We start from the raw sequence: 22,259 nt of genomic DNA, 5'->3' as shown, positions 1-22,259 counted from the left end.
GGTGCTGGGTGGGTTGTTCGCGCCGGGATGCGCCGGTCGGTCCCTATTGGGGTGGCGTTCGGCCGCCCCGAGCCCCTTCCGGGTTCTTCAAGGGGCCTCACCGGGTCGACCCCAGCCCGGTGAGCCCCTTCACTCGTGGCACGCCGTGCCAGAGAGCGCGGCATCATGTGACAGGTATCACCGCTCAGGTGTGACCCCCGATTTATGGAGGCCCCGCGAGCGGCGATAACCTGCGAGACGGACATGCCGCGCGCTCGGACACCGTGTGCGCCTCCCTTGTGACAGAGCGGACGTCACGTTGCCCTTCGCGGCACGCCCACGCATCCAACGAACCGCGAGATCACTGATAGGGACGGAAGCGCGTGGACCTGTTCGAGTACCAGGCGAGGGACCTCTTCGCCAAGCACGGTGTACCGGTGCTGGCCGGTGAAGTCATCGACACGCCTGAGGCGGCGCGCGAGATCACCGAGCGGCTGGGCGGCAAGTCGGTCGTCAAGGCGCAGGTGAAGGTCGGTGGCCGCGGCAAGGCCGGCGGTGTCAAGCTGGCCGCCACCCCGGACGAGGCGGTCGCCCGCGCGACGGACATCCTCGGCATGGACATCAAGGGCCACACGGTCCACAAGGTGATGATCGCCGAGACCGCTCCGGAGATCGTCGAGGAGTACTACGTCTCCTTCCTCCTCGACCGCGCCAACCGCACCTTCCTCTCCATCGCCTCCGTCGAGGGCGGCATGGAGATCGAGGAGGTCGCGGCCACCCGCCCCGACGCCGTCGCCAAGATCGCGATCGACGCCATCGACGGTGTGGACAAGGCCAAGGCCGAGGAGATCGTCGCCGCGGCCAAGTTCCCGGCCGAGGTCGCCGACAAGGTCGCCGACGTCCTGGTCAGCCTGTGGGAGGTCTTCATCAAGGAGGACGCCCTCCTGGTCGAGGTGAACCCGCTGGCCAAGGTCGCCTCCGGTGACGTCATCGCCCTCGACGGCAAGGTGTCCCTGGACGAGAACGCCGAGTTCCGTCACCCCGAGTTCGAGGAGCTCCACGACAAGGCGGCGGCCAACCCGCTGGAGGCCGCGGCCAAGGAGAAGAACCTCAACTACGTCAAGCTCGACGGCGAGGTCGGCATCATCGGCAACGGCGCGGGTCTGGTCATGTCCACCCTCGACGTCGTGGCCTACGCCGGCGAGAAGCACAAGGGTGTCAAGCCCGCCAACTTCCTCGACATCGGCGGTGGCGCCTCCGCCGAGGTCATGGCGAACGGCCTGGAGATCATCCTCGGCGACCCGGACGTCAAGTCCGTGTTCGTGAACGTCTTCGGCGGCATCACCGCCTGTGACGCGGTCGCCAACGGCATCGTGCAGGCCCTGGAGCTCCTGGAGTCCAAGGGCGAAGAGGTCAACAAGCCGCTGGTCGTGCGCCTCGACGGCAACAACGCCGAACTGGGTCGCCAGATCCTGGACGACCGCAACCACCCGCTGGTCCAGCGTGTGGACACCATGGACGGCGCGGCCGACAAGGCCGCCGAGCTGGCTGCTGCCGCGAAGTAAGGGACGAGGTCACACACAACCATGGCTATCTTCCTCACCAAGGAATCCAAGGTCATCGTCCAGGGCATGACCGGCTCCGAGGGTCAGAAGCACACCCGCCGCATGCTCGCCTCCGGCACGAACATCGTCGGTGGCGTGAACCCGCGCAAGGCGGGCCAGACCGTCGACTTCGACGGTACCGAGATCCCGGTGTTCGGCTCGGTGGCCGAGGCCATCGAGAAGACCGGCGCCGACGTCACGGTCATCTTCGTGCCGGAGAAGTTCACCAAGGACGCGGTCGTCGAGGCCATCGACGCCGAGATCCCGCTCGCCGTCGTCATCACCGAGGGCATCGCGGTGCACGACACCGCGTCCTTCTGGGCATACGCCGGCAAGAAGGGCAACAAGACCCGCATCATCGGCCCGAACTGCCCCGGCCTGATCACCCCGGGTCAGTCGAACGCCGGCATCATCCCGGCCGACATCACCAAGCCGGGCCGCATCGGCCTGGTCTCGAAGTCCGGCACGCTGACGTACCAGATGATGTACGAGCTGCGCGACATCGGCTTCTCGACCTGCGTCGGCATCGGCGGTGACCCGATCATCGGCACCACCCACATCGACGCGCTCAAGGCGTTCCAGGACGACCCCGACACCGACCTGATCGTCATGATCGGTGAGATCGGCGGCGACGCCGAGGAGCGGGCCGCGGCCTTCATCAAGGAGAACGTGACCAAGCCGGTCGTCGGCTACGTCGCCGGCTTCACCGCGCCCGAGGGCAAGACCATGGGTCACGCGGGCGCCATCGTCTCCGGTTCGTCGGGCACCGCCCAGGCGAAGAAGGAGGCGCTGGAGGCGGCGGGCGTCAAGGTCGGCAAGACGCCGACGGAGACCGCGAAGCTCGCGCGGGAGATCCTGGCCGGCTGAACTCCGCCTGGCTGAACGCGTTGGTGGGCCCGTACCCCCCGGGGTGCGGGCCCACCGCGCTTTCCGGGAGCCGCCGCAGCGCCTGACCGGCTCAGCGGGGCTGCGGTGTCAGCCGGGCCGGACCGTGGTGCGGGGCCGCCATCAGCTTGCCCCGCAGGGCTGTCTGCGGCCGGGACAGGGGACCCTGGGCCAGGCGCGGGGGAATGTCCTGGACGGGAGTGCCCCGGCCCACCGGGGGCTCGTAGTGGTTCTCGGCGGTGCGCAGGGTCAGGGTCGTCGTGCCGATGACCGCCGCCGTCAGGGCGATCGCCGCGCGGGCGCAGTGGCGGCCGCGACGTTCGCCGTGGGAGCGGACCGAGGACGCCTCGGGGGCGCGGAGCTGCTCCGAGGAGGCCAGTTCGGCAAGTCGGCGGGACAGGACCTCCGGTTCCGCCTGGTTTGGGACGAGCCTGGCCAGCGTGGCGCGGGCGCGCAGCAGACGGCCGGCGGCGGCCGGGGTGCTCGCCTCCGTCTCGGCCGCGACGTCCGGCAGGTCGAGGCCGAGGCCGTCGTAGAGCAGCAGGGTGCGTCGTCGGGTCGGCGGCAGTTGCAGGAGCGCGTGCAGCAGGGCGCGGTTCGAGGGTCCCGGGGGCGGCGGCTCCGGGAGTCGGTGGCGGAGGCGGAAGCGGTTCCAGGGGGAGAGCGCCCGGTCGTGCACCGCTGCCCGTACCCAGCCCGCGGGATCCCGGTCCACGGCCACTTCGGGCCAGCACTGCCACGCCAGCTGGAAGGCACGCTCGACTGCCTCACGGGCCAGGTCGCGCCGGCCGGTGAGCAGGTACGCCTGCCGTACGAGCGAGGGGGCGCAGTACCCGTACAGCGCGTCGAAGGCCTGTTGAGGGGTCAGGGTCTGCCTCATGAGGCGGCCCGCCGTGCCGAAAAGTACATAAAAGTATTTTTAGCGACACCTCCGTGTTTCACGCGTTACGCCGGGAAAGCGCGTGTCGTTGGGAGCATGGCGGCGTGACTCAATGGACCGACCGCCGCATTCCGTTGCCCTCCCTGCTCGCCCGGTCGCGCGCCCGGTGGCCCGGGCTGGGTACGAGCCTGCTCGGGGGAGCCCTCGCCGCGGTGGCGGGGCTCGGTGCGTTCGCCCTGCTCGCGATCGTGCTGTGGATCAGTGCGCCGTACCCGGACGACGGGCCCTATGGCGCGCTGAGGGTGGCGGCAGCGTTGTGGCTGCTGGCGCACGGTGTGGTCCTCTTCCGCACCGAGACGCTGTCCGGAGTGCCGGCACCCGTCGGTATCACGCCGCTGCTGCCGGCCGTGGTGCCGGTGTGGTTGCTGTACCGGGCGACGCGGGAGGCGACGGACGGTGAGGCCGCGGAGGGCCCGGAGACCGTGAAGGACATGGAGGGCCCGGGGGGCACGCAGGGCACGGAAGGGTCGAAGCCCGTCGCCATCGGGCCGGCGTGGTGCGGTGTGGCGGCGGGCTACGTCGGGGTGGGGCTGGTGGCGGCTCTGTACGCCTCGGCGGGGGCGCTGCGGCCGTCGTGGGTGTGGACCCTCGTCTGCCTGCCGCTGGTGACCGTGGTGTCGGCGGGGGTGGGGGTGTGGAGGGCGTACGAGCGGCCGTCCGGGGCGCTGCGCGTGCTCAACCGTGACGAACAGGAGTTGCTCTCGAGCGCCGGACGGGCTGCCCTTGCCGGGGCGGCCGTGCTGGTCGGCGGGGGCGCGCTGCTCGTGGGCCTGTCGCTGGTGCGGCACGGCGAGGTGGTGCGGGAGTCGTTCCTCCAGATCACGCAGGGGTGGGCAGGACGGGGAGCGGTGCTGCTGCTGGCGGTCGCCCTGGTGCCGAACGCGGCGGTGTGGGCGGCGGCCTACGCGCTGGGGCCCGGGTTCCTGCTGGGGGCGGGGCACGGCATGGGGCCGTGGTCGGCGGCGACGGCCCCGTCGCTGATGCCGCCGTTTCCGCTGCTGGCGGCTGTGCCCGGGAGCGGGGGCCAGGGCGGGCTGCTGGGCTGGGCGGTGGCGGTGGTGCCGGTCGCGGCGGGGGTGGTGGTGGGGTGCTTCATGGCGCGGGGTGCTTGCGCCGGGCGGGGGCGGGCTGCGGCGGTGTGGTCCGTGGGGCGGACGGTGACGGGTGTCGTGGGCGCGGCGGTGATGTGCGGCCTGTTGCTCGGAGGGCTCGCGGAGGTGTCCGGGGGGCCGCTCGGGGTCGCGGCGTTGGCGCGGTTCGGGCCGGTGGGGTGGCAGGTGGGGGCAGCCGCCGCGGGATGGATCGCGGGGGCGGGGGTGCCGGTCGCGGTGGTCGTGCGGTGGTGGTCTCTGCGGGGGGCGGAGGGGCGGCGGGCCGAGGTCCCGGGGAGGGAGGCCCGGGAGATGGATGAGCGGCGGGCCGAGGGTACGGTCGCGTCCGCGGCGACTCACGTGCCGGCGCCGGTGGCGTCGGAACCGCCGGGGGCACGGGCGGACGGCGCCTGGGAGGACCCGGACCTGTTCCCGTACGAGGTGCTGGCGACGGACGTGGATCCGTTCCTGCCGGACGGGCCGGACGGGCCGGACGGGCCGAATCCGACGCCCACCCCACCGCAAGAGTCATGACCGCGGTCCGGCAACGGGACCGGAGGCGCTCACCGTGCCGGAGGGGATTCCGTCCACCGAGCCGGAGGGGATTTTGTCCACTGGACCGAAGGGGGCCCGGAAAGGTCAGCCGTTCGTCCCCAGAACCCCCCGCAGGTCCTTCGGCAGAAGGTCGTTGCAGGACTGCTTCGACGCCGTCGTCAAGGCGTCGTTGACGCACGTGTAGTAGTCCCGGTAGACCAGCTGGGCCGCGAACGTGGTGGCCACCAGCGCCAGCGCCAAAGACGCCGTGACCAGACCGCTGATCGCTGCCGTGGTCTGGGGGCGGGCCGGAGACGTGGGGCTGCTCGGGTCCGGGGTGCGGGGCTTCGCTCGCAGGGCGCTCACGCCCCAGTACAGCGAGAGCGCGCCCAGCAGCAGCGCCACGTACTGCCAGCTGAACAGCGCGAAGAAGAACGCCCAGATACCGCCCAGCAGTGCGTACCGCGCACGGCGCTGGACCGGGTCCGTGGGGTCCCAGCGCAGTCCCGCACCGGGGCCGCCGGAACCCGGACCCTCAGGGCCGCCCTGTCCGCCCGCGCCGCCCGGGCTGCCCGGGCGCTCGCCGAAGCGGCCGCCCGCCGCGGGGCCCGGCTGCCGGTCGCTCCACTGGCTGCCCCAGCGCGAACGCCCGCCTTCGCCGGAGCCGCCCTGCCCCTGGTCGGGGCGGCGCGGCCGCCAGGGCCGGTCCGGTGCCCCCTCCGGCGGTGGCGCGAACGGATTGTCGTCCGCCGGTGCCTCCTCGGGCCTCCGGCCGTCCCCGACGGATCCGCCGCCCGCGGACGGTGCCCCGTCGCTCTCCTGCGGCGGCACAGGCGAAGGGTGCCGCTCGCGCAGCAGCAGCGGAGGGAGTCGGAGACTGCGGTCCGGCATCAGGTGTGCGTCTTCCCCTTGGTGGTACGGGCGGGCGGTGCGTCCACGGAGCTCGCCGTGCGGCGGACGCGCACCGCGCAGGCGGTGCCGCGGGCGTCCCCCTCACCCGGTCAACGTCCCGCGCAGGTGCGGCGTTCCCCGCCTGCGACCGCTTTCCGGGCCGCATCTCCGGGTGGCTCCTCCCCAGACGCTACCTTCCGGCCACGCCCCCGTCGCCCGGGGGCCTGCCGGTGTGCCGGTATCGTTGCTGACGGTCGGCCGCTTCGTAGACTTCCCCGTATCCCGGGGCGCGAAGCATTCGTACGACCGTACAAACGCTCTCCCGAGCGACCGCACGCACACTTCGCCGAGAAAGGCCCCGCCGTGCCCGAGTCCGTGGCCGAGACCGTCACCGAGTCCGCGGCCAAGCGCCTGGTCGTCCTGGTCTCCGGTTCCGGCACCAACCTGCAGGCGCTTCTCGACGCCATCGCCGAGGCCGGGCCCGCCGCCTACGGGGCCGAGGTCGTGGCCGTCGGCGCCGACCGCGACGGGATCGCGGGCCTCGCCCGCGCCGAGCGCGCCGGGCTGCCCACCTTCGTGTGCCGGGTGAAGGACTACGAGAGCCGGGACGCGTGGGACGCGGCCCTCACCGAGGCCGTCGCCTCCTACGGGCCCGACCTCGTCGTCTCCGCCGGGTTCATGAAGATCGTGGGCAAGGAGTTCCTCGCGCGGTTCGGCGGGCGGTTCGTCAACACCCACCCCGCTCTCCTGCCCAGCTTTCCCGGAGCCCACGGTGTGCGTGACGCGCTCGCGTACGGCGCCAAGGTCACCGGTTGCACCGTCCACTTCGTCGACGACGGCGTCGACACCGGGCCGATCATCGCGCAGGGCGTGGTGGAGGTTTGGGACGAGGACGACGAGAGCGCTCTGCACGAGCGCATCAAGGAAGTCGAGCGAAGACTGCTCGTCGAGGTCGTGGGGCGGATCGCCCGCAACGGCTATCGCATTGAGGGACGAAAGGTAGTTATCCAGTGACCGCCGAGAGCACCAAGCGGCCCATCCGGCGCGCGCTCGTCAGCGTCTACGACAAGACCGGGCTCGAAGAGCTCGCCCGTGGCGTGCACGAAGCGGGCGTGGAGCTCGTCTCGACCGGTTCCACCGCCGGCCGTATCGCCGCCGCCGGCGTCCCCGTCACCAAGGTGGAGGAGCTGACCGGCTTCCCCGAGTGCCTGGACGGCCGGGTCAAGACCCTGCACCCGAAGGTCCACGCGGGCATCCTCGCCGACCTGCGCCTCGAGACCCACCGGCAGCAGCTCGCCGAGCTGGGCGTCGAGCCGTTCGACCTCGTCGTCGTCAACCTCTACCCGTTCCGCGAGACCGTCGCCTCCGGCGCCTCTCCCGACGAGTGCGTCGAGCAGATCGACATCGGCGGCCCCTCCATGGTCCGCGCCGCCGCCAAGAACCACCCGTCGGTGGCCGTGGTCACGAGCCCCGACCGGTACGCCGACGTGCTCGCCGCGGTCCGCGACGGCGGCTTCGACCTCACCGCCCGCAAGCGGCTCGCCGCCGAGGCCTTCCAGCACACCGCCGCCTACGACGTCGCCGTCGCCTCCTGGTTCGCGTCCTCGTACGCGCCCGTCGACGACTCGGTCTTCCCCGACTTCGTCGGCGCCACCTACGAGCGCCGCAACACCCTGCGCTACGGCGAGAACCCGCACCAGCCCGCCGCCCTCTACGTCGACGGCACGGGCGGCCTGGCGGAGGCGGAGCAGCTGCACGGCAAGGAGATGTCGTACAACAACTACACGGACACGGACGCCGCGCGCCGTGCCGCGTACGACCACGCCGAGCCGTGTGTCGCCATCATCAAGCACGCCAACCCCTGCGGCATCGCGATCGGCGCGGACGTCGCCGAGGCGCACCGCAAGGCGCACGCCTGCGACCCCGTCTCCGCCTACGGCGGCGTCATCGCCGTGAACCGCCCGGTGAGCCGGGAGATGGCCGAGCAGGTGGCCGACATCTTCACCGAGGTCATCGTCGCGCCCGACTACGAGGAGGGCGCGCTCGAGGCGCTCGCCAAGAAGAAGAACATCCGGGTCCTGAAGGCCCCGAAGGCCCCCGAGAACCCCGCCGAGATCAAGCAGATCGACGGCGGTGCGCTGCTCCAGGTCACCGACCGCCTCCAGGCCGACGGCGACGACCCCGCCAACTGGACCCTGGCCTCGGGTGAGGCGCTGAGCGCCGAGGAGTTGAAGGAGCTCGCCTTCGCCTGGAAGGCCTGTCGCGCCGTCAAGTCCAACGCCATCCTGCTGGCCAAGGACGGTGCCTCCGTCGGCGTGGGCATGGGCCAGGTCAACCGGGTGGACTCCTGCAAGCTCGCCGTCGAGCGGGCGGGCGAGGAGCGGGCGCGCGGCTCGTACGCCGCCTCGGACGCCTTCTTCCCGTTCCCCGACGGCCCGGAGATCCTGATCGCCGCGGGCGTCAAGGCGATCGTGCAGCCCGGCGGTTCGATCCGCGACGAGCAGGTCGTGGAGGCCGCGCGGAAGGCGGGCGTGACGATGTACTTCACGGGCACGCGGCACTTCTTCCACTGACACCGGCGGTGCGGGCCGGCGGGCGCCGTCGAGCGAACGCCGGCCCCGCCGCGGCATCTCACCCCCTGACGCGGGCTGCACCCGACGCAAAAGGGCCGTGCCTCCCCCTGCCCGGGGCGAGTCACGGCCCTTGGTGCGGTGCCTGCGGTCAGTTCTGGACGACCATCGTGCCCGCGGCCTTGTCGTGCCAGCCCTGCTGACGGCCGGACTTGTCCCAGAACGGGGACAGGTAGACCAGGAGCTGGCCGATACCGCAGGCGATGGAGCCGACCATCGGAATGATCCAGCGGATGAAGGACTTGCCCAGCCCCGGCTTCTGGCCCGTCTCGGCGTTCACCACGTGCAGGCCGAGGGCCATCTTGCCCAGGGTGCGGCCCACCAGGCCGACCATCAGCCACTCGTAGAGCAGGCCGATGATCGCGAGGATGCCGATCACGGCGCCGAACTTGGCCACGAAGTCCGAGCTCGCGTTGTTGATGCAGGTGCTGTAGTCGGCGGCGTTCGGGTCGCAGTCCTTGGCCGCGCCGACGGCACCGGCGGCGCCCGCGACGGCGAGGATGATGTAGATGACGCCGAAGACGACGCCGTCGATCAGGCGGGCGCCGAACCGGCGGCCCATCGACGCGACCCGGGGAGCGGGGGCGCCGCCGCCCGCGTAGCCCGGCTGCTGCGGGTAGCCGTAGCCTCCCTGCGGCGGCACGCCCGGCGCCTGCGGGTAGCCGTAGCCGGGCTGCTGGCCCTGCTGGGGGTACTGCTGGCCCTGCTGGGGGTAGCCGTACCCCTCCTGGGGGTTCTGCGGCTGTCCGTAGGGATTGTTGGGCGAGCCGAAACTCATGGCCGGTTTCCTCCGTTGACGCAAGCGGGGACGGTGCGGATTGCGCGGAGGAACGTCACGAACCGAGCGGTTGCCCCCCGAACACGAACCGCAGAACTGCGCCGTTCATCGTTCTAGCAGCGGCGACAATTTGTCCAGTCGGCGGAAACATGTGTTGTGCAGTCGCAATGTGCGCGATCCTCCCGGTCCGGGCGCGCCCGCCGACGACCGTCCGAACCGGTTCCCACCCGGATTGGAACCGGGGGCGGGTCATCCGCGAGGATGGGACCATGACCGCCCAGATTCTCGATGGCAAGGCCACCGCAGCCGCGATCAAGTCCGATCTGACCGCCCGCGTGGCGGCGCTGAAGGAGAAGGGCGTCACGCCCGGCCTCGGCACGATCCTCGTCGGGGACGACCCCGGCAGCCGCAAGTACGTCGCGGGCAAGCACCGCGACTGCGCCGAGGTCGGCATCGCGTCGATCCAGCGCGAGCTGCCGGCGACCGCCACCCAGGAGGAGATCGAGGCGGTCGTCCGCGAGCTCAACGAGGACCCGACCTGCACCGGCTACATCGTGCAGCTGCCGCTGCCCAGGGGCATCGACGAGAACCGGATCCTGGAGCTGATGGACCCGGCCAAGGACGCGGACGGCCTGCACCCGATGAACCTCGGCCGTCTCGTGCTGAACGAGCCGGCCCCGCTGCCCTGCACCCCCAACGGCATCCTCACCCTGCTGCGCCGCTACGGCGTCGAGATCAAGGGCGCCGAGGTCGTGGTCGTCGGCCGGGGCGTGACCATCGGGCGCCCGATGCCGCTGCTGCTGACGCGGCGCAGCGAGAACGCCACGGTCACCCAGTGCCACACCGGCACCCGCGACCTCTCGGCCCACCTCAAGCGCGCCGACATCATCATCGCCGCGGCCGGCTCCGCCCACCTGGTCCGGGCCGAGGACGTGAAGCCGGGCGCCGCCGTCCTCGACGTCGGTGTCTCGCGCAACGCCGAGGGGAAGATCGTCGGCGATGTCCACCCGGACGTCGCCGAGGTGGCCGGCTGGATCTCCCCGAACCCGGGCGGTGTCGGCCCGATGACCCGCGCCCAGCTCCTCGTCAACGTGGTCGAGGCGGCGGAGCGCAGTGTCGGCTGAGGCCAGGCCCGCGGGCGACCCCGAGAAGGGGGCCGCGGGGGAGCGCGAAGCCGACGCCGAGCCCGTGGTGACGGACGCGGTCAGCGCGCCCGACGCGGACGGTGTGCCACGGCGCGTGACCCGGCGGTTCCCGCGGATCACCCGGGACACCGCGCGGCCCGAGGGCGGGGGCCGGGCCGCGCCCCGTGACGCTCCCGCGCCCGCCCGGCAGTGGCCGATCCTCGCCGTGCTGGCCGTCATCGGCCTCGGGCTGCTGCTGACCGCGCTGGACGCGTTCCGCTCCGGCACGATCCTGATCGGCGTCGCGCTGCTGGGCGGCGCCGTGATGCGCTGGGCGCTGCCCGACGTGGGCATGCTCGCGGTACGGTCCCGCTTCACGGACATGATCACGTACGGCGTCCTGGGCCTGGCCATCGTGCTGTTCGCGATGATGGCGCAGCCCCACCCGTGGCTGGAGATACCGTTCCTGGACGACACGCTGCACTTCACGGTCCGTACCTGAACGAGCCGTAACCGAACGGGCCGTTGAACGGTCCGCACCTGAACGGGCGGTTGAACGGGCCGTACTTGGATGATCCGTACCGAACGGGCCGTACCGAACGGCCCCCAACGCACAGTCCGTGTCCCATCTCGGGCGGCGCCCGGTCCCGACCCCCGTTCGGAACCGGGCGCCGGAAACACCTTCATGTACATGCTGGAGCTGTTCAACACCTGGCAGTTCCCTGTGGCACGGAAGTGACCGTTCCGCTACGGTTCCGCGCCGCGCGACGGAACCGGCCTCGCCCCTGACGTCGTCAATCGAACGGAAACACGCTCTTTGACCCGATGACGCGGAGGGGTGAGGGATGGGCGCCTGGCAGCCGCTGCCGGACGATCTGCCGCCGGAGGTACGGCACTTCGTGGAACAGCTGCGGCTCCTGAAGGACCGCACCGGGCTCAGCCTCGTCGCGCTCGGCGCCCGCACCGCGTACAGCAAGTCCTCCTGGCAGCGCTACCTCAACGCCACCCAGCCACCGCCCCGCCCGGCGGTCACGGCGCTGTGCCGGGTCGCGGGTCTCGAGGCGGAAGAGACTGAACGTTTCGGTGTGCGCTGGGAGCTGGCGGTGCGCGCCTGGCCCCGGCAGCCGGCCCCGGCGCCCGCGCCGGTGGGAGGTCCGGCCACCGCTTCCGTCCCGGGGGAGTACGAAGAGGAGCCCACGATTCCGTGGTGGGACCGGCTCGAGGAGGAGCCCGAGCCGCGGCCCGCCGGACGCCGTCTCCTTCTCGCCGCGGTTCTGGGGCTGCTGGCGTTGCTCGTCGTCGCCGTCGTCGGCGCGGTGACCTTCGGATCGTGACCTTCGGATCGTGCCTTCGCGTGAGGTGACCGGGCTCTCCCTGGGCCCCCTGAGCCGCCTGCGTCCGCTGAGGTCGCCGCTGTGTCCCCGTTGTGTCGATGTGTTGACAAGTTCGCGCATGGACCGCGAACCATTCGTACATGGCGGCTAACGTGTCCAATCGGGACGGTCCGGGGCGTCCCGCACGGTGAACCGGGCGTTCTGTTCGGCCGTACGAGCAGGCGGTGGGCACTGGTTCGGAGACCCACGGGGGCGTGCGACGGCGCTCGCTCCCGTCCGACTGCCTCCGTGCGCCCCCCGTTCCGGGGAGGGAAGGCCCGGCCGGGCGCCTCCGGCGTGGGTAGCCACAACGGGGACCGGGAGCGGGCACCACGCACGGGGAACAACAGGATGTACCGGGGGAAGAGGGGGGAAGCAATGCCTCGCTGGAAGGCCTTGCCCGATGAACTCGATCCGCAGGTCAAGGAGTTCGCGGCACAGTTGCGGCGGCTCGTGGACCGCAGCGGTCTCAGCGTCTCCGCCGTGGCCGACCGCACCGGCTACAGCAAGACGTCCTGGGAGCGGTACCTGAACGGCCGACTGCTCGCACCCAAGGGCGCGATCGTCGCGCTGGCCGAGGTGACCGGCACCCCGCCCGTCCATCTGACCACCATGTGGGAGCTGGCCGAACGGGCCTGGAGCCGGGCGGAGATGCGCCACGACAGAACCATGGAGGCGATCCGGATCTCCCAGGCGCGCGCCGCGCTCGGCGAGTTCGGGGCGGCCACCGAGAACCAGGGCCGTGGCGGCAGGGCGGCCCGCAGCGCCACGGTGGCCCCGGGCATCGCGGGCCCTGCGGGCGTGTCCCCGACGGTGCCGCCGCAGCCGACGCCCGAGCAGACCCCGGACGCGGCGGGCGACTCCGGCGCGGCGCGCGGCGGTACGGCGGGCCCCGGCTCGAGGGGAGTCGGCTCGACGGGTGGCAACTCCTGGGGACTCGCCGGGTTCAACGGGCCGTCGGGGACCGGCCGCCGCCCGGCCGCCGCGCCCAAGTCCGGCACACCCGCCCCCGCACCCGTTCCCGCACCGGACGCGCCCGGGCCGCACGGACCGGCGCCCTCCGACGCCCGGGCGGACGGCGGCGGGTCCGGCAACGCGCGCCGCAAGCGTCGGCCGACCATGTTCGTGGCAGGTCTCGTCGGGGCGCTGCTGGTGATCGCGGCCGCCTTCTACCTCACCGGTGGCGACGACAAGAAAGCCGCCGCTCCCAAGCCGTCCGCAGCCTCGCCGAGCCCGGACGCCGACCTGCCGCCCGGCGTCAAGTGCGCCGGCGCCGGCTGTACCGGCAAGGACCCGGAGACCATGGGCTGCGGTGGCACACAGGCCACGACCAGCACCAGCGTCACCGTCGGCGGCACCCTCGTCGAGGTCCGCTACAGCAGGACCTGCGGCGCCGCGTGGGCCCGCATCACCAGGGCGGCGCAGGGCGACACGGTCGAGGTGTCCGCGGCCGGGGCGACGAAGCAGACCGGCTCGGTCACCACGGCAGGGGACACCGACGCGTACACCCCGATGGTGGCCGTGAAGGGCGGGGCCGCGGCGAAGGCCTGCGCGACGCTGGCATCGGGGCAGAAGGGGTGCACGAAGTAGCACGGCGGCGACAGCGAGGGGCGCGCGGACGGGTGCCGTGCGTCTCTCGCGGAAAAGAATCACGCCACGACACGCATGAGCGTCCCCTCGCGGGGCAAGCGGACCGTACACCCCCACGGGAGTCCGGCAGCGCCGGAGGGCCGACACCCCCTTCCGGTAGGACATCCCCCACGGCGGCCGCCGCTCAGCCCCCCCTCATCGAGCAGGCGGCCGCCGCCTCATGGGGGTTGTGGGCCGGGCCACACGGACCCGGCCGTCCGGGATCCCGGATGCGCGATAGCCTGACGGCTGGATCTCTCTTGACGCCAAGAGATCGATCATTCGTACCGGTGATCGATCATCGCGGCGGGCGCCGGCCACGAGCCGGTGACGGGGATCCCTCACCCCGGGGCGACGACGCCCCACCGCCAGCTGTCATACGGAGAACGCCATGACCCGCACTCCCGTGAACGTCACCGTCACCGGCGCGGCCGGCCAGATCGGCTACGCACTGCTCTTCCGCATCGCCTCCGGCCAGCTGCTCGGCGCGGACGTGCCGGTCAAGCTGCGCCTCCTGGAGATCACCCCGGCCCTCAAGGCCGCCGAGGGCACGGCCATGGAGCTCGACGACTGCGCGTTCCCGCTCCTGCAGGGCATCGACATCACGGACGACCCGAACGTGGCCTTCGACGGCACCAACGTCGCCCTCCTCGTGGGCGCCCGCCCGCGGACCAAGGGCATGGAGCGCGGCGACCTCCTCGAGGCCAACGGCGGCATCTTCAAGCCGCAGGGCAAGGCCATCAACGACCACGCCGCGGACGACGTGAAGGTCCTGGTCGTGGGCAACCCGGCCAACACCAACGCGCTGATCGCCCAGGCCGCCGCGCCGGACGTACCGGCGGAGCGCTTCACCGCGATGACCCGCCTGGACCACAACCGCGCGCTGACCCAGCTCGCGAAGAAGACGGGCAGCACGGTCGCCGACATCAAGCGTCTGACGATCTGGGGCAACCACTCCGCGACCCAGTACCCGGACATCTTCCACGCCACGGTCGCCGGCAAGAACGCCGCCGAGGTCGTGAACGACGAGAAGTGGCTGGCCGAGGACTTCATCCCGACCGTCGCCAAGCGCGGCGCCGCCATCATCGAGGCCCGCGGCGCCTCGTCGGCCGCCTCCGCCGCCAACGCCGCCATCGACCACGTGTACACCTGGGTCAACGGCACCGCCGAGGGCGACTGGACCTCCATGGCCATCCCGTCGGACGGCTCCTACGGCGTCCCCGAGGGCCTGATCTCCTCCTTCCCGGTCACCACCAAGGACGGCAAGTACGAGATCGTCCAGGGCCTGGACATCAACGAGTTCTCCCGCGCCCGCATCGACGCCTCCGTCAAGGAGCTCGAGGAGGAGCGCGAGGCGGTGCGCGGCCTCGGCCTCATCTGACACGTCGGCGCCCATGCGCCACGGGCCCCCTCCGGTTGCGTCCGGAGGGGGCCCGTTCTTCGTGCCACGGGCCCAGTCCTCTCCGTCAGCTCCGCGACGGCTGCGGAACCCGTGAGATGTCCACCGTCTGGCCGGCGGGCGGGGTCGTCCTCGGCACCGGCACGTTGTAGCCCGTGAAGGTCAGGCTCAGATCCGTGTCCGGGCCCTTCTGGGCCGCCCGGTAGAGGCGGTGGTCCTTGCCCGTGGTGACGTACAGCGTCGAGGTGAAGCCGTTCACCTGGAAGGACAGGGGGACCACCCGGGTGCCGTTCAGGGTCGTCGCGAGGCCCTCCTTCAGGGAAGAGGGTGCGGAGACCTTCGAAACCTCCTGGATTCCACGGAGGTCACAGGTGCTCGCGATGCCGGCCAGCAGGTTGCTGGACGTGGAGCCGTGGATGTAGCGGTTGCTGAACGTCGTGGCCAGGCCGGCACCCCGCTTGCCGGGGTACTCCGCCTTCCAGAACGACGCATCCGGCTTCAGCCACACGTCGGTGCCCCGCTTGACGATCTGGACGGTGCCGCCGCGTCCGCCGAGCGTCATGGTGCCTGCGCAGTTGCCGGCCCGGTCGAGGGCGAGGTCCATCGCCGTCGGCAGACGCTTGCTCGACCTCGCCGTCGCGCTGCGGTCCTCGTAGACGAGCCGGACGGATGTGGCGTTCCGCAGCCCCCGCTCCGCCTGCGCGGCGAGCTCCTGCGGGCTCTGGTTGCCTCCGGTCCGGGCAGGGACGGCGGCGCTCGTCGGCGGACAGAGCAACATCGGGGGCAACAGCAGCGCCATCGACACGGCGCTCGTAGCGATCGCGAAGCCATGGGTTCGGGACATCACGTCACCTCCAGTGGCTCAGCGTACTTTTCACCCTTTTCGACCGCATTTTTAGTGACGCTCCGCACTTTCGGCCGCAGGGCCCGCATGTATCGACGACCCGGGGGCAGGCGCGCATCCGGCCCCGAAGTGACACCGGTGTGACACAGGGGTACCGCACAGGAACGGAAGGCAGTACCGATCATGGCCGGACAGCAGGCACGGCAGGCAGAGCAGACGATCCACGTGGCAGGGGAGTGGCGCACGGCCCTGTCCGGTGCCACGCGCGAGGTCCTCGACCCGGCGGATGCCACGCCGTTCGCGGTGGTCGCGGAGGGTGACGAGCGCGACGCCGACGCTGCGGTGGAGGCCGCACGCCGGGCCTTCGACGAGGGGCCGTGGCCGCACACGCCCGTCGCGGAGCGTGCCGCGCTGCTGCACCGCGTCGCCGATCTTCTCATACGCGATCGCGAAGAGTTGGGCCTGCTGGAGAGCCGGGACGCCGGCAAGACCGTCGAGGAGGGCCGGGTCGACATCGACTGCGTCGCCGACGCCTTCCGCTACTTCGCGAACCTCGTCGCCGCCGAGGGCGCCGGCCGGGTCGTCGACGCGGGCTCGCCGGACATCCACAGCGTCGTCGTACACGAACCCGTCGGCGTGTGCACGTTGATCACCCCCTGGAACTACCCGCTCCTCCAGGCCAGCTGGAAGATCGCCCCGGCTCTCGCGGCCGGCAACACCTTCGTGGTCAAGCCGAGCGAGATCACCCCGATGACGACGATCGCGCTGATCGACCTGCTGGTCGAGGCCGGGCTGCCCGACGGGGTGGCGAACATCGTCACCGGCCCCGGGCACTCCGTCGGCGCCCGGCTCGCCGAGCACCCCGGCGTCGACCTGGTCTCCTTCACCGGCGGCCTGGTCAGCGGCACGAAGGTCGCGCAGGCCGCCGCCGCGGGCGTCAAGAAGATCGCCCTGGAGCTCGGCGGCAAGAACCCCAACGTGGTCTTCGCCGACGCCTGCGCCACCGAGAAGGGCTTCGACACCGCCGTCGACCAGGCCCTCAACGCCGCCTTCATCCACAGCGGCCAGGTCTGCTCGGCGGGCGCCCGGCTCATCGTGGAGGAGGCCGTCCGCGACCGCTTCGTCGCCGAACTCGCCCGCCGTGCCGAGAAGATCAAGCTCGGCCGCGGCACCGAGAAGGGCGTCGAGTGCGGCCCGCTCGTCTCCGAACAGCAGCGCACGAAGACGGAGGCGTACGTCGCCTCCGCGCTCGCCGAGGGCGCGGTGCTGCGCTGCGGTGGCAAGCGGCCCGAGCCCAGTGAGGTCCGGCCCGCCACCGGCTACTTCTACGAGCCGACCGTCCTCGACAGCTGCCACCGGGAGATGAAGGTCGTCCGGGAGGAGGTCTTCGGGCCCGTCCTCACCGTCGAGACCTTCCGCACCGAGGACGAGGCGGTCGCCCTCGCCAACGACACCGAGTACGGCCTCGCCGGTGCCGTGTGGACCGCCGACACCGGCCGTGCCCGCCGCGTCGCCGGCCGGCTGCGCCACGGCACGGTCTGGATCAACGACTTCCACCCCTACCTCCCGCAGGCGGAGTGGGGCGGCTTCGGCAAGAGCGGCATCGGCCGCGAACTCGGCCCCGCCGGCCTCGCCGAGTACCGCGAGACCAAGCACGTCTACCAGAACCTCGCCCCCGAGCCGGTGCGGTGGTTCGCGGGCTGAGCCCCGCCCCGCGACCGATCACCCCCGACCTCCACCTCCGTCCCCACCTTCCCCCCGACCTCGCACTCCCCCCACCTCCCCGTATCCCTGGAGCACGACGCCCATGTCCCAGTCCACCCACGAGTACGACTACGTCGTCATCGGTGGCGGAACCGCAGGCTCCGTCATCGCCTCCCGCCTCACCGAGAACCCGGACGTCACCGTGGCCGTCATCGAGGGCGGCCCGAGCGACGTCGGCCGCGACGACGTCCTCACCCTGCGCCGCTGGACGGGCCTGCTCGGCGGCGAACTCGACTACGACTACCCGACCACCGAACAGCCGCGCGGCAACTCCCACATCCGGCACAGCCGTGCCCGCGTCCTCGGCGGCTGCTCCTCGCACAACACCCTCATCGCCTTCAAGCCGCTGCCGTCCGACTGGGACGAGTGGGAGGCGGCCGGCGCCGAGGGCTGGGGCGCCGTACCGATGGAGGCGTACTACGCCCGCCTCAAGAACAACATCGTCCCGGTCGACGAGAACGACCGCAACGCCATCGCCCGCGACTTCGTGGACGCGGCCCAGGCGGCGCTCGGCGTGTCGCGCATCGAGGGCTTCAACAAGAAGCCGTTCACCGAGGGCGTCGGCTTCTTCGACCTCGCCTACCACCCCGAGGACAACAAGCGCTCCAGCGCGTCGGTGGCGTATCTGCACCCGGTGATGGACGAACGCGCCAACCTCACCCTGCTGCTGGAGACGTGGGCGTACAAGCTGGAGCTGGACGGCACGCGCGCCCGCGGGGTGCACGTGCGCACCAAGGAGGGCGAGGAGATCCTCGTACGGGCCCGGCGCGAGGTGGTGCTGTGCGCCGGCGCCGTCGACTCCCCGCGGCTGCTGCTGCACTCAGGGATCGGCCCCAAGGCGGACCTGGAGCAGCTCGGCATACCCGTGGTGCACGACCTGCCGGGCGTCGGTGAGAACCTGCTCGACCACCCGGAGTCGGTCATCGTCTGGGAGACGCACGGCCCCATCCCGGAGAACTCCGCGATGGACTCCGACGCCGGACTCTTCGTGCGCCGCGACCCCGAACACGCGGGCCCGGACCTGATGTTCCACTTCTACCAGATCCCGTTCACGGACAACCCGGAGCGCCTCGGCTACGAGCGGCCGGAGTTCGGCGTGTCGATGACCCCGAACATCCCCAAGCCCAAGAGCCGCGGCCGGCTGTACCTCACCAGCCCGGACCCGTCCGTCAAGCCCGCCCTGGACTTCCGCTACTTCACCGACGAGGACGACTACGACGGCCGCACCCTCGTCGACGGCATCCGCATCGCCCGCGAGATCGCGAAGACCGAGCCGCTGGCGGGCTGGCTGAAGCGGGAGGTGTGCCCCGGCCCGGACATCACCGGTGACGAGGAGCTGAGCGAGTACGCCCGCAAGGTCGCCCACACCGTGTACCACCCGGCGGGCACCTGCCGCATGGGCGCCGAGACCGACGACCTCGCCGTGGTCGACCCCGAGCTGCGTATCCGCGGCCTGGACGGCATCCGTATAGCCGACGCGTCCGTCTTCCCGACCATGACCGCCGTCAACCCGATGATCGGGGTGCTGATGGTCGGGGAGAAGGCCGCCGACCTGATCGGAGGTGGTGCGTGATGAGCACCCCGGTTTCGAGCACACCGGTCTTCTCCGTGGACGGCCTGTGGAAGGTCTTCGGGCCCAAGGCGGACCGCGTCCCCGCCGACCCGGAACTCGGTGCGCTGAGCCCCGCCGAGCTGCGCGAACGCACCGGCTGCACGGCCGCCGTGCGCGATGTGAGCTTCGACGTCCGCAAGGGCGAGGTCTTCGTCGTCATGGGTCTGTCCGGCTCCGGCAAGTCCACACTGGTGCGCTGTCTGACCCGCCTGATCGAACCGACCGCGGGCACGATCGTCATCGACGGCGAGGACGTCCGCGCCATGGACAGGTCCCGGCTGCGCGAACTGCGCCGCCACCGGGCCGCGATGGTCTTCCAGCACTTCGGCCTGCTGCCGCACCGCACGGTCCTCGACAACGTGGCCTACGGTCTGGAGATCCAGGGCCTGGGCAGGTCCGAACGCCGCGAGAAGGCCGCCGAGGTCGTCGCGAAGGTCGGCCTGGAAGGCATGGAGCACCGTCGACCCGCCCAGCTCTCGGGCGGTCAGCGGCAGCGCGTGGGGCTCGCCCGGGCGCTCGCCGTCGACCCCGAAGTGCTCCTGTTCGACGAGCCGTTCAGCGCGCTCGACCCGCTGATCCGGCGCGACATGCAGGAGGAGGTCGTCCGGCTGCACCGCGAGGAGGGCCGCACGATGGTCTTCATCACGCACGACCTCAACGAGGCCCTCAAGCTGGGCGACCGCATCGCCCTGATGCGCGACGGCCGCGTGGTCCAGTTGGGCACCCCCGAGGAGATCGTGGGCTCCCCGGCCGACGACTACGTCCGCGAGTTCGTCCGGGACGTCCCGCGCGAACAGGTCATGACGGTCCGCAGCGCCATGCGGACCGCGTCCCTGGAGGAGGCGGGCAGCGGCCCGGCCGTACCGCCGGACGCCACGGTCTCCGAGGCGATCGAGGCGGTGGCCCGGGCTGGCGCCCCGGCACGGGTCGTGGACCAGGGCCGCTGCGTGGGCCTGGTGGACTCCGATGCGCTGCTCGGTGTGGTCGCCGGGGTCGAGGCGGGCCAGGAGACGCCGGCCGGGAGCGCGACGAGCGAGGAGACGTCGGCCGTGACGGCTCGGGCCAGGAAGTCCGCGGCCGGGATGGCCGCCGTGGCCGCGGGCAAGCGTGCCGCCGTGGCGGCGCAGGTGGGCGAGGCGGGCACCTCCGCGCGAGCCAAGTCGGGTGGGACGGACGCACCCGGCAAGCAGGGCCCGGCGCACCGCCCGCCGCTCAGCACCAGCAAGGAGGACGCTTGATGGCCACGGTCACCGCAAGCGCCCCGCGCGCCCTGCTGCCCGGCTTCGTCAAAACCCGCGCCGCCCGCAAACTCCTGGTGCTCGCGGTCATCGCCGCGCTCCTCGCACCGCTGGTGAACTCCCGCTGGCCGGGCGCCGCCTGGCCCGGCGCCCTCACCGTCGACCTTTCCAAGCCACTCACCACGGCCAGCAACTGGATCATCGACAACCGGGACAGCCACCCCCTGTTCCTGTACTTCTTCGGCTACATCAGCAACGCCGTCGTCCTCTCCGTGCGCGCCGTCTACCTCGTCCTGCTCGCCGCGGGCTGGCCGGGCGTGACGGTCGCGGCCGCCCTGGTCGCCTGGCGTGTGGCCGGTGTGCGCCTCGCGCTCGGCACCGCCGCGGCGATCCTCGCCTGCGGCCTGCTCGGTATGTGGGTGGCGACCATGCAGACGCTCGCCCTCATGGTGGTCGCGGTCCTCGCCTCGGTCGCCGTCGGCGCGCTGCTCGGCCTGGGCGCCGGTCTGTCCGACCGCGTGGACCGCGCCCTGCGCCCGGTCCTGGACACCATGCAGGTGCTGCCGGCGTTCGCCTACCTCCTCCCCGTGGTCCTGGTCTTCGGCATCGGTGTGCCCGCCGCCGTCCTCGCCACGGTCGTCTACGCCGCCCCTCCGATGGCCCGCCTGACCGCCCTCGGCCTGCGCGGCGCCGACAAGGAGGTGCTGGAGGCGGTCGACTCCCTCGGCGCCACCGCACGGCAGCGCCTGCTGACCGCCCGCGTCCCGCTGGCCCGCAAGGAGCTCCTGCTCGGCCTCAACCAGACGATCATGATGGCGCTGTCCATGGCGGTCATCGCCTCGGTGATCGGCGCCGGCGGTCTCGGCGACCGCGTCTACCAGGCGCTGGCGTCGGTCGACGTGGGCGCCGCGCTGTCCGCGGGCATCCCCATCGTGCTGCTGGCCGTCGTCCTGGACCGGGTGACCTCGGCTGCGGGCAACCGGATCGGGCAGGAGCAGCGCAGCGCGCGCCCCTGGGCCTACGCGGCCCTCGCCGCCGTCGCCGTGGCCCTCGCCGCGCGCCTGACGGGCCGTCTCGACTGGCCTGCGGGCTGGACGGTGAACATCGCCGAGCCCGTCAACCGCGCCGTCGACTGGATGACCGCCCACCTGTACTCCGGCGTGCCGGTCGTCGGCGGCACCGCCGACTGGGCGGGCCACTTCACCACCTGGGTCCTGGACCCGGTCCGCTCCGGTCTGCAGTGGCTGCCCTGGTGGTCGGTGCTGCTGATCGTCGCCGCCCTCGCCTGGCTGATCGGCACCTGGCGCACCGCGCTGACCGCCGTCCTCGCGATGGCCGCGATCGGCGTGCTCGGTGTGTGGAAGCCGTCGCTCGACACGCTGTCGCAGGTGCTCGCCGCCGTCGCCGTCACCCTCGTCCTCGGCTTCGCGACCGGCATCGCAGCGGCCCGCAGCGACCGCTTCGAGCGGCTGCTGCGCCCCGTCCTCGACGTCTTCCAGACGATGCCGCAGTTCGTGTACCTGATCCCGGTCGTCGCGCTGTTCGGCGTCGGCCGTGCCCCCGCCGTCGCCGCCGCCATCGTGTACGCCCTTCCGGCGGTCGTCCGGATCACCACGCAGGGCCTGCGCCAGGTGGACCCGGCGGCGCTGGAGTCCGCCCGCTCGCTCGGCGCGACCAGCGGGCAGCAGCTGCGCCAGGTGCAGCTTCCGCTGGCCCGCCCGGCCCTGCTGCTCGCCGCCAACCAGGGAGTCGTCCTGGTGCTCGCCGTCGTCATCATCGGCGGCCTGGTCGGCGGCGGCGCGCTCGGCTACAACGTCGTCTTCGGCCTCGCCCAGGGTGACCTGGCGACCGGTCTGGTGGCCGGGATCGCGATCGTCTGCCTCGGCCTGATGCTCGACCGGGTGACCCAGCCCACCGAGCGACGCGCGGCGAAGGGAGCGTGAC

At 72.1% G+C, this 22,259-nt stretch carries 18 protein-coding genes; 14 read left to right on the top strand and 4 right to left on the bottom strand.

Going from position 1 to position 22,259, the window contains the following annotated elements; translation table 11 throughout:
* The first annotated feature begins 362 nt into the window (after positions 1–362).
* Entirely contained in the window at positions 363–1,544 is a 1,182-nt protein-coding gene (gene sucC / locus ACZ7L1_RS06700; protein WP_471434790.1) for an ADP-forming succinate--CoA ligase subunit beta, read from the top strand.
* 21 nt (positions 1,545–1,565) lie between these two features.
* Positions 1,566–2,450, top strand: coding sequence for a succinate--CoA ligase subunit alpha (gene sucD / locus ACZ7L1_RS06695; protein ID WP_366024017.1), 885 nt, complete (start codon positions 1,566–1,568; stop codon positions 2,448–2,450).
* Between the two features lie 91 nt (positions 2,451–2,541).
* On the opposite strand, the gene ACZ7L1_RS06690 is transcribed toward sucD, so the two are convergent.
* The gene (locus tag ACZ7L1_RS06690) at positions 2,542–3,348 is read right to left on the bottom strand and encodes a sigma factor-like helix-turn-helix DNA-binding protein (protein WP_471434787.1); all 807 of its coding nucleotides are present in this window, start codon (positions 3,346–3,348) and stop codon (positions 2,542–2,544) included.
* A gap of 104 nt (positions 3,349–3,452) precedes the next feature.
* On the opposite strand from ACZ7L1_RS06690, the gene ACZ7L1_RS06685 reads away from it, so the two are divergent.
* Positions 3,453–5,033, top strand: a complete 1,581-nt coding sequence (locus ACZ7L1_RS06685) for a cell division protein PerM (protein ID WP_471434785.1) — start codon at positions 3,453–3,455, stop codon at positions 5,031–5,033.
* Between the two features lie 105 nt (positions 5,034–5,138).
* On the opposite strand, the gene ACZ7L1_RS06680 is transcribed toward ACZ7L1_RS06685, so the two are convergent.
* Positions 5,139–5,924 carry a hypothetical protein gene (locus ACZ7L1_RS06680; RefSeq protein WP_471434783.1) on the bottom strand — a complete coding sequence of 262 codons (786 nt, stop codon included), beginning with the start codon at positions 5,922–5,924 and terminating at the stop codon, positions 5,139–5,141.
* Between the two features lie 363 nt (positions 5,925–6,287).
* Here ACZ7L1_RS06680 and purN point away from each other — a divergent pair, with 363 nt between their 5' ends.
* Both purN and purH read left to right on the top strand, forming a co-directional pair.
* Positions 6,288–6,938, top strand: coding sequence for a phosphoribosylglycinamide formyltransferase (gene purN / locus ACZ7L1_RS06675; protein WP_471434781.1), 651 nt, complete (start codon positions 6,288–6,290; stop codon positions 6,936–6,938).
* On the top strand, positions 6,935–8,497 hold the full coding sequence (purH, locus tag ACZ7L1_RS06670; RefSeq protein WP_471434779.1) for a bifunctional phosphoribosylaminoimidazolecarboxamide formyltransferase/IMP cyclohydrolase: 1,563 nt from the start codon (positions 6,935–6,937) through the stop codon (positions 8,495–8,497). Before purN ends, purH begins: the two co-directional genes overlap by 4 nt.
* A gap of 148 nt (positions 8,498–8,645) precedes the next feature.
* On the opposite strand, the gene ACZ7L1_RS06665 is transcribed toward purH, so the two are convergent.
* Positions 8,646–9,332, bottom strand: coding sequence for an RDD family protein (locus tag ACZ7L1_RS06665; RefSeq protein WP_453243039.1), 687 nt, complete (start codon positions 9,330–9,332; stop codon positions 8,646–8,648).
* A 269-nt stretch (positions 9,333–9,601) separates the two neighbouring features.
* On the opposite strand from ACZ7L1_RS06665, the gene ACZ7L1_RS06660 reads away from it, so the two are divergent.
* The 5 genes from ACZ7L1_RS06660 (at position 9,602) to ACZ7L1_RS06640 (ending at position 14,839) form a co-directional block, all read left to right on the top strand.
* Positions 9,602–10,456 (top strand): bifunctional methylenetetrahydrofolate dehydrogenase/methenyltetrahydrofolate cyclohydrolase, encoded by an 855-nt coding sequence (locus tag ACZ7L1_RS06660; RefSeq protein WP_471434777.1) that lies wholly within the window; start codon positions 9,602–9,604, stop codon positions 10,454–10,456.
* Positions 10,446–10,958 carry a DUF3017 domain-containing protein gene (locus ACZ7L1_RS06655; protein WP_471434776.1) on the top strand — a complete coding sequence of 171 codons (513 nt, stop codon included), beginning with the start codon at positions 10,446–10,448 and terminating at the stop codon, positions 10,956–10,958. The genes ACZ7L1_RS06660 and ACZ7L1_RS06655 overlap by 11 nt, the downstream gene beginning before the upstream one ends.
* 343 nt (positions 10,959–11,301) lie before the next feature.
* Complete coding sequence (locus ACZ7L1_RS06650; RefSeq protein ID WP_471434774.1) at positions 11,302–11,790, top strand: helix-turn-helix domain-containing protein; 489 nt, start codon at positions 11,302–11,304, stop codon at positions 11,788–11,790.
* A 417-nt stretch (positions 11,791–12,207) separates the two neighbouring features.
* Positions 12,208–13,419 carry an XRE family transcriptional regulator gene (locus ACZ7L1_RS06645; protein WP_471434772.1) on the top strand — a complete coding sequence of 404 codons (1,212 nt, stop codon included), beginning with the start codon at positions 12,208–12,210 and terminating at the stop codon, positions 13,417–13,419.
* 430 nt (positions 13,420–13,849) lie between these two features.
* Positions 13,850–14,839, top strand: a complete 990-nt coding sequence (locus tag ACZ7L1_RS06640; protein ID WP_200418911.1) for a malate dehydrogenase — start codon at positions 13,850–13,852, stop codon at positions 14,837–14,839.
* An 85-nt stretch (positions 14,840–14,924) separates the two neighbouring features.
* Here ACZ7L1_RS06640 and ACZ7L1_RS06635 read toward each other — a convergent pair whose 3' ends face one another.
* A complete protein-coding gene (locus tag ACZ7L1_RS06635; RefSeq protein WP_471434770.1) occupies positions 14,925–15,701 on the bottom strand; it encodes a hypothetical protein in 777 nt (258 codons plus the stop codon).
* A 183-nt stretch (positions 15,702–15,884) separates the two neighbouring features.
* Between ACZ7L1_RS06635 and ACZ7L1_RS06630 the strand changes: the two genes are divergently transcribed.
* From ACZ7L1_RS06630 to ACZ7L1_RS06615, 4 genes are all read left to right on the top strand, one after another.
* Complete coding sequence (locus ACZ7L1_RS06630) at positions 15,885–17,405, top strand: aldehyde dehydrogenase family protein (protein WP_471434769.1); 1,521 nt, start codon at positions 15,885–15,887, stop codon at positions 17,403–17,405.
* A 103-nt stretch (positions 17,406–17,508) separates the two neighbouring features.
* Positions 17,509–19,038, top strand: coding sequence for a GMC family oxidoreductase (locus ACZ7L1_RS06625; protein WP_471434767.1), 1,530 nt, complete (start codon positions 17,509–17,511; stop codon positions 19,036–19,038).
* Entirely contained in the window at positions 19,038–20,315 is a 1,278-nt protein-coding gene (locus tag ACZ7L1_RS06620) for a quaternary amine ABC transporter ATP-binding protein (RefSeq protein ID WP_471434766.1), read from the top strand. The genes ACZ7L1_RS06625 and ACZ7L1_RS06620 overlap by 1 nt, the downstream gene beginning before the upstream one ends.
* On the top strand, positions 20,315–22,258 hold the full coding sequence (locus tag ACZ7L1_RS06615) for an ABC transporter permease (protein ID WP_471434764.1): 1,944 nt from the start codon (positions 20,315–20,317) through the stop codon (positions 22,256–22,258). The genes ACZ7L1_RS06620 and ACZ7L1_RS06615 overlap by 1 nt, the downstream gene beginning before the upstream one ends.
* The last annotated feature ends 1 nt before the right edge of the window (position 22,259 follow it).

The organism is Streptomyces sp. NPDC107546, assembly GCF_055639175.1.
This window is presented reverse-complemented; position numbering and strand designations above follow the sequence as displayed.

What these genes read in the sequence shown, in the direction of transcription:
- sucD (WP_366024017.1), top strand. Translation starts at nt 1,566, where the DNA reads ATGGCTATCTTCCTCACCAAGGAATCCAAGGTCATCGTCCAGGGCATG.
- ACZ7L1_RS06690 (WP_471434787.1), bottom strand. Translation starts at nt 3,348, where the DNA reads ATGAGGCAGACCCTGACCCCTCAACAGGCCTTCGACGCGCTGTACGGG.
- ACZ7L1_RS06680 (WP_471434783.1), bottom strand. Translation starts at nt 5,924, where the DNA reads ATGCCGGACCGCAGTCTCCGACTCCCTCCGCTGCTGCTGCGCGAGCGG.
- ACZ7L1_RS06665 (WP_453243039.1), bottom strand. Translation starts at nt 9,332, where the DNA reads ATGAGTTTCGGCTCGCCCAACAATCCCTACGGACAGCCGCAGAACCCC.
- ACZ7L1_RS06660 (WP_471434777.1), top strand. Translation starts at nt 9,602, where the DNA reads ATGACCGCCCAGATTCTCGATGGCAAGGCCACCGCAGCCGCGATCAAG.
- ACZ7L1_RS06650 (WP_471434774.1), top strand. Translation starts at nt 11,302, where the DNA reads ATGGGCGCCTGGCAGCCGCTGCCGGACGATCTGCCGCCGGAGGTACGG.
- ACZ7L1_RS06645 (WP_471434772.1), top strand. Translation starts at nt 12,208, where the DNA reads ATGCCTCGCTGGAAGGCCTTGCCCGATGAACTCGATCCGCAGGTCAAG.
- ACZ7L1_RS06640 (WP_200418911.1), top strand. Translation starts at nt 13,850, where the DNA reads ATGACCCGCACTCCCGTGAACGTCACCGTCACCGGCGCGGCCGGCCAG.
- ACZ7L1_RS06635 (WP_471434770.1), bottom strand. Translation starts at nt 15,701, where the DNA reads ATGTCCCGAACCCATGGCTTCGCGATCGCTACGAGCGCCGTGTCGATG.
- ACZ7L1_RS06630 (WP_471434769.1), top strand. Translation starts at nt 15,885, where the DNA reads ATGGCCGGACAGCAGGCACGGCAGGCAGAGCAGACGATCCACGTGGCA.
- ACZ7L1_RS06625 (WP_471434767.1), top strand. Translation starts at nt 17,509, where the DNA reads ATGTCCCAGTCCACCCACGAGTACGACTACGTCGTCATCGGTGGCGGA.
- ACZ7L1_RS06620 (WP_471434766.1), top strand. Translation starts at nt 19,038, where the DNA reads ATGAGCACCCCGGTTTCGAGCACACCGGTCTTCTCCGTGGACGGCCTG.
- ACZ7L1_RS06615 (WP_471434764.1), top strand. Translation starts at nt 20,315, where the DNA reads ATGGCCACGGTCACCGCAAGCGCCCCGCGCGCCCTGCTGCCCGGCTTC.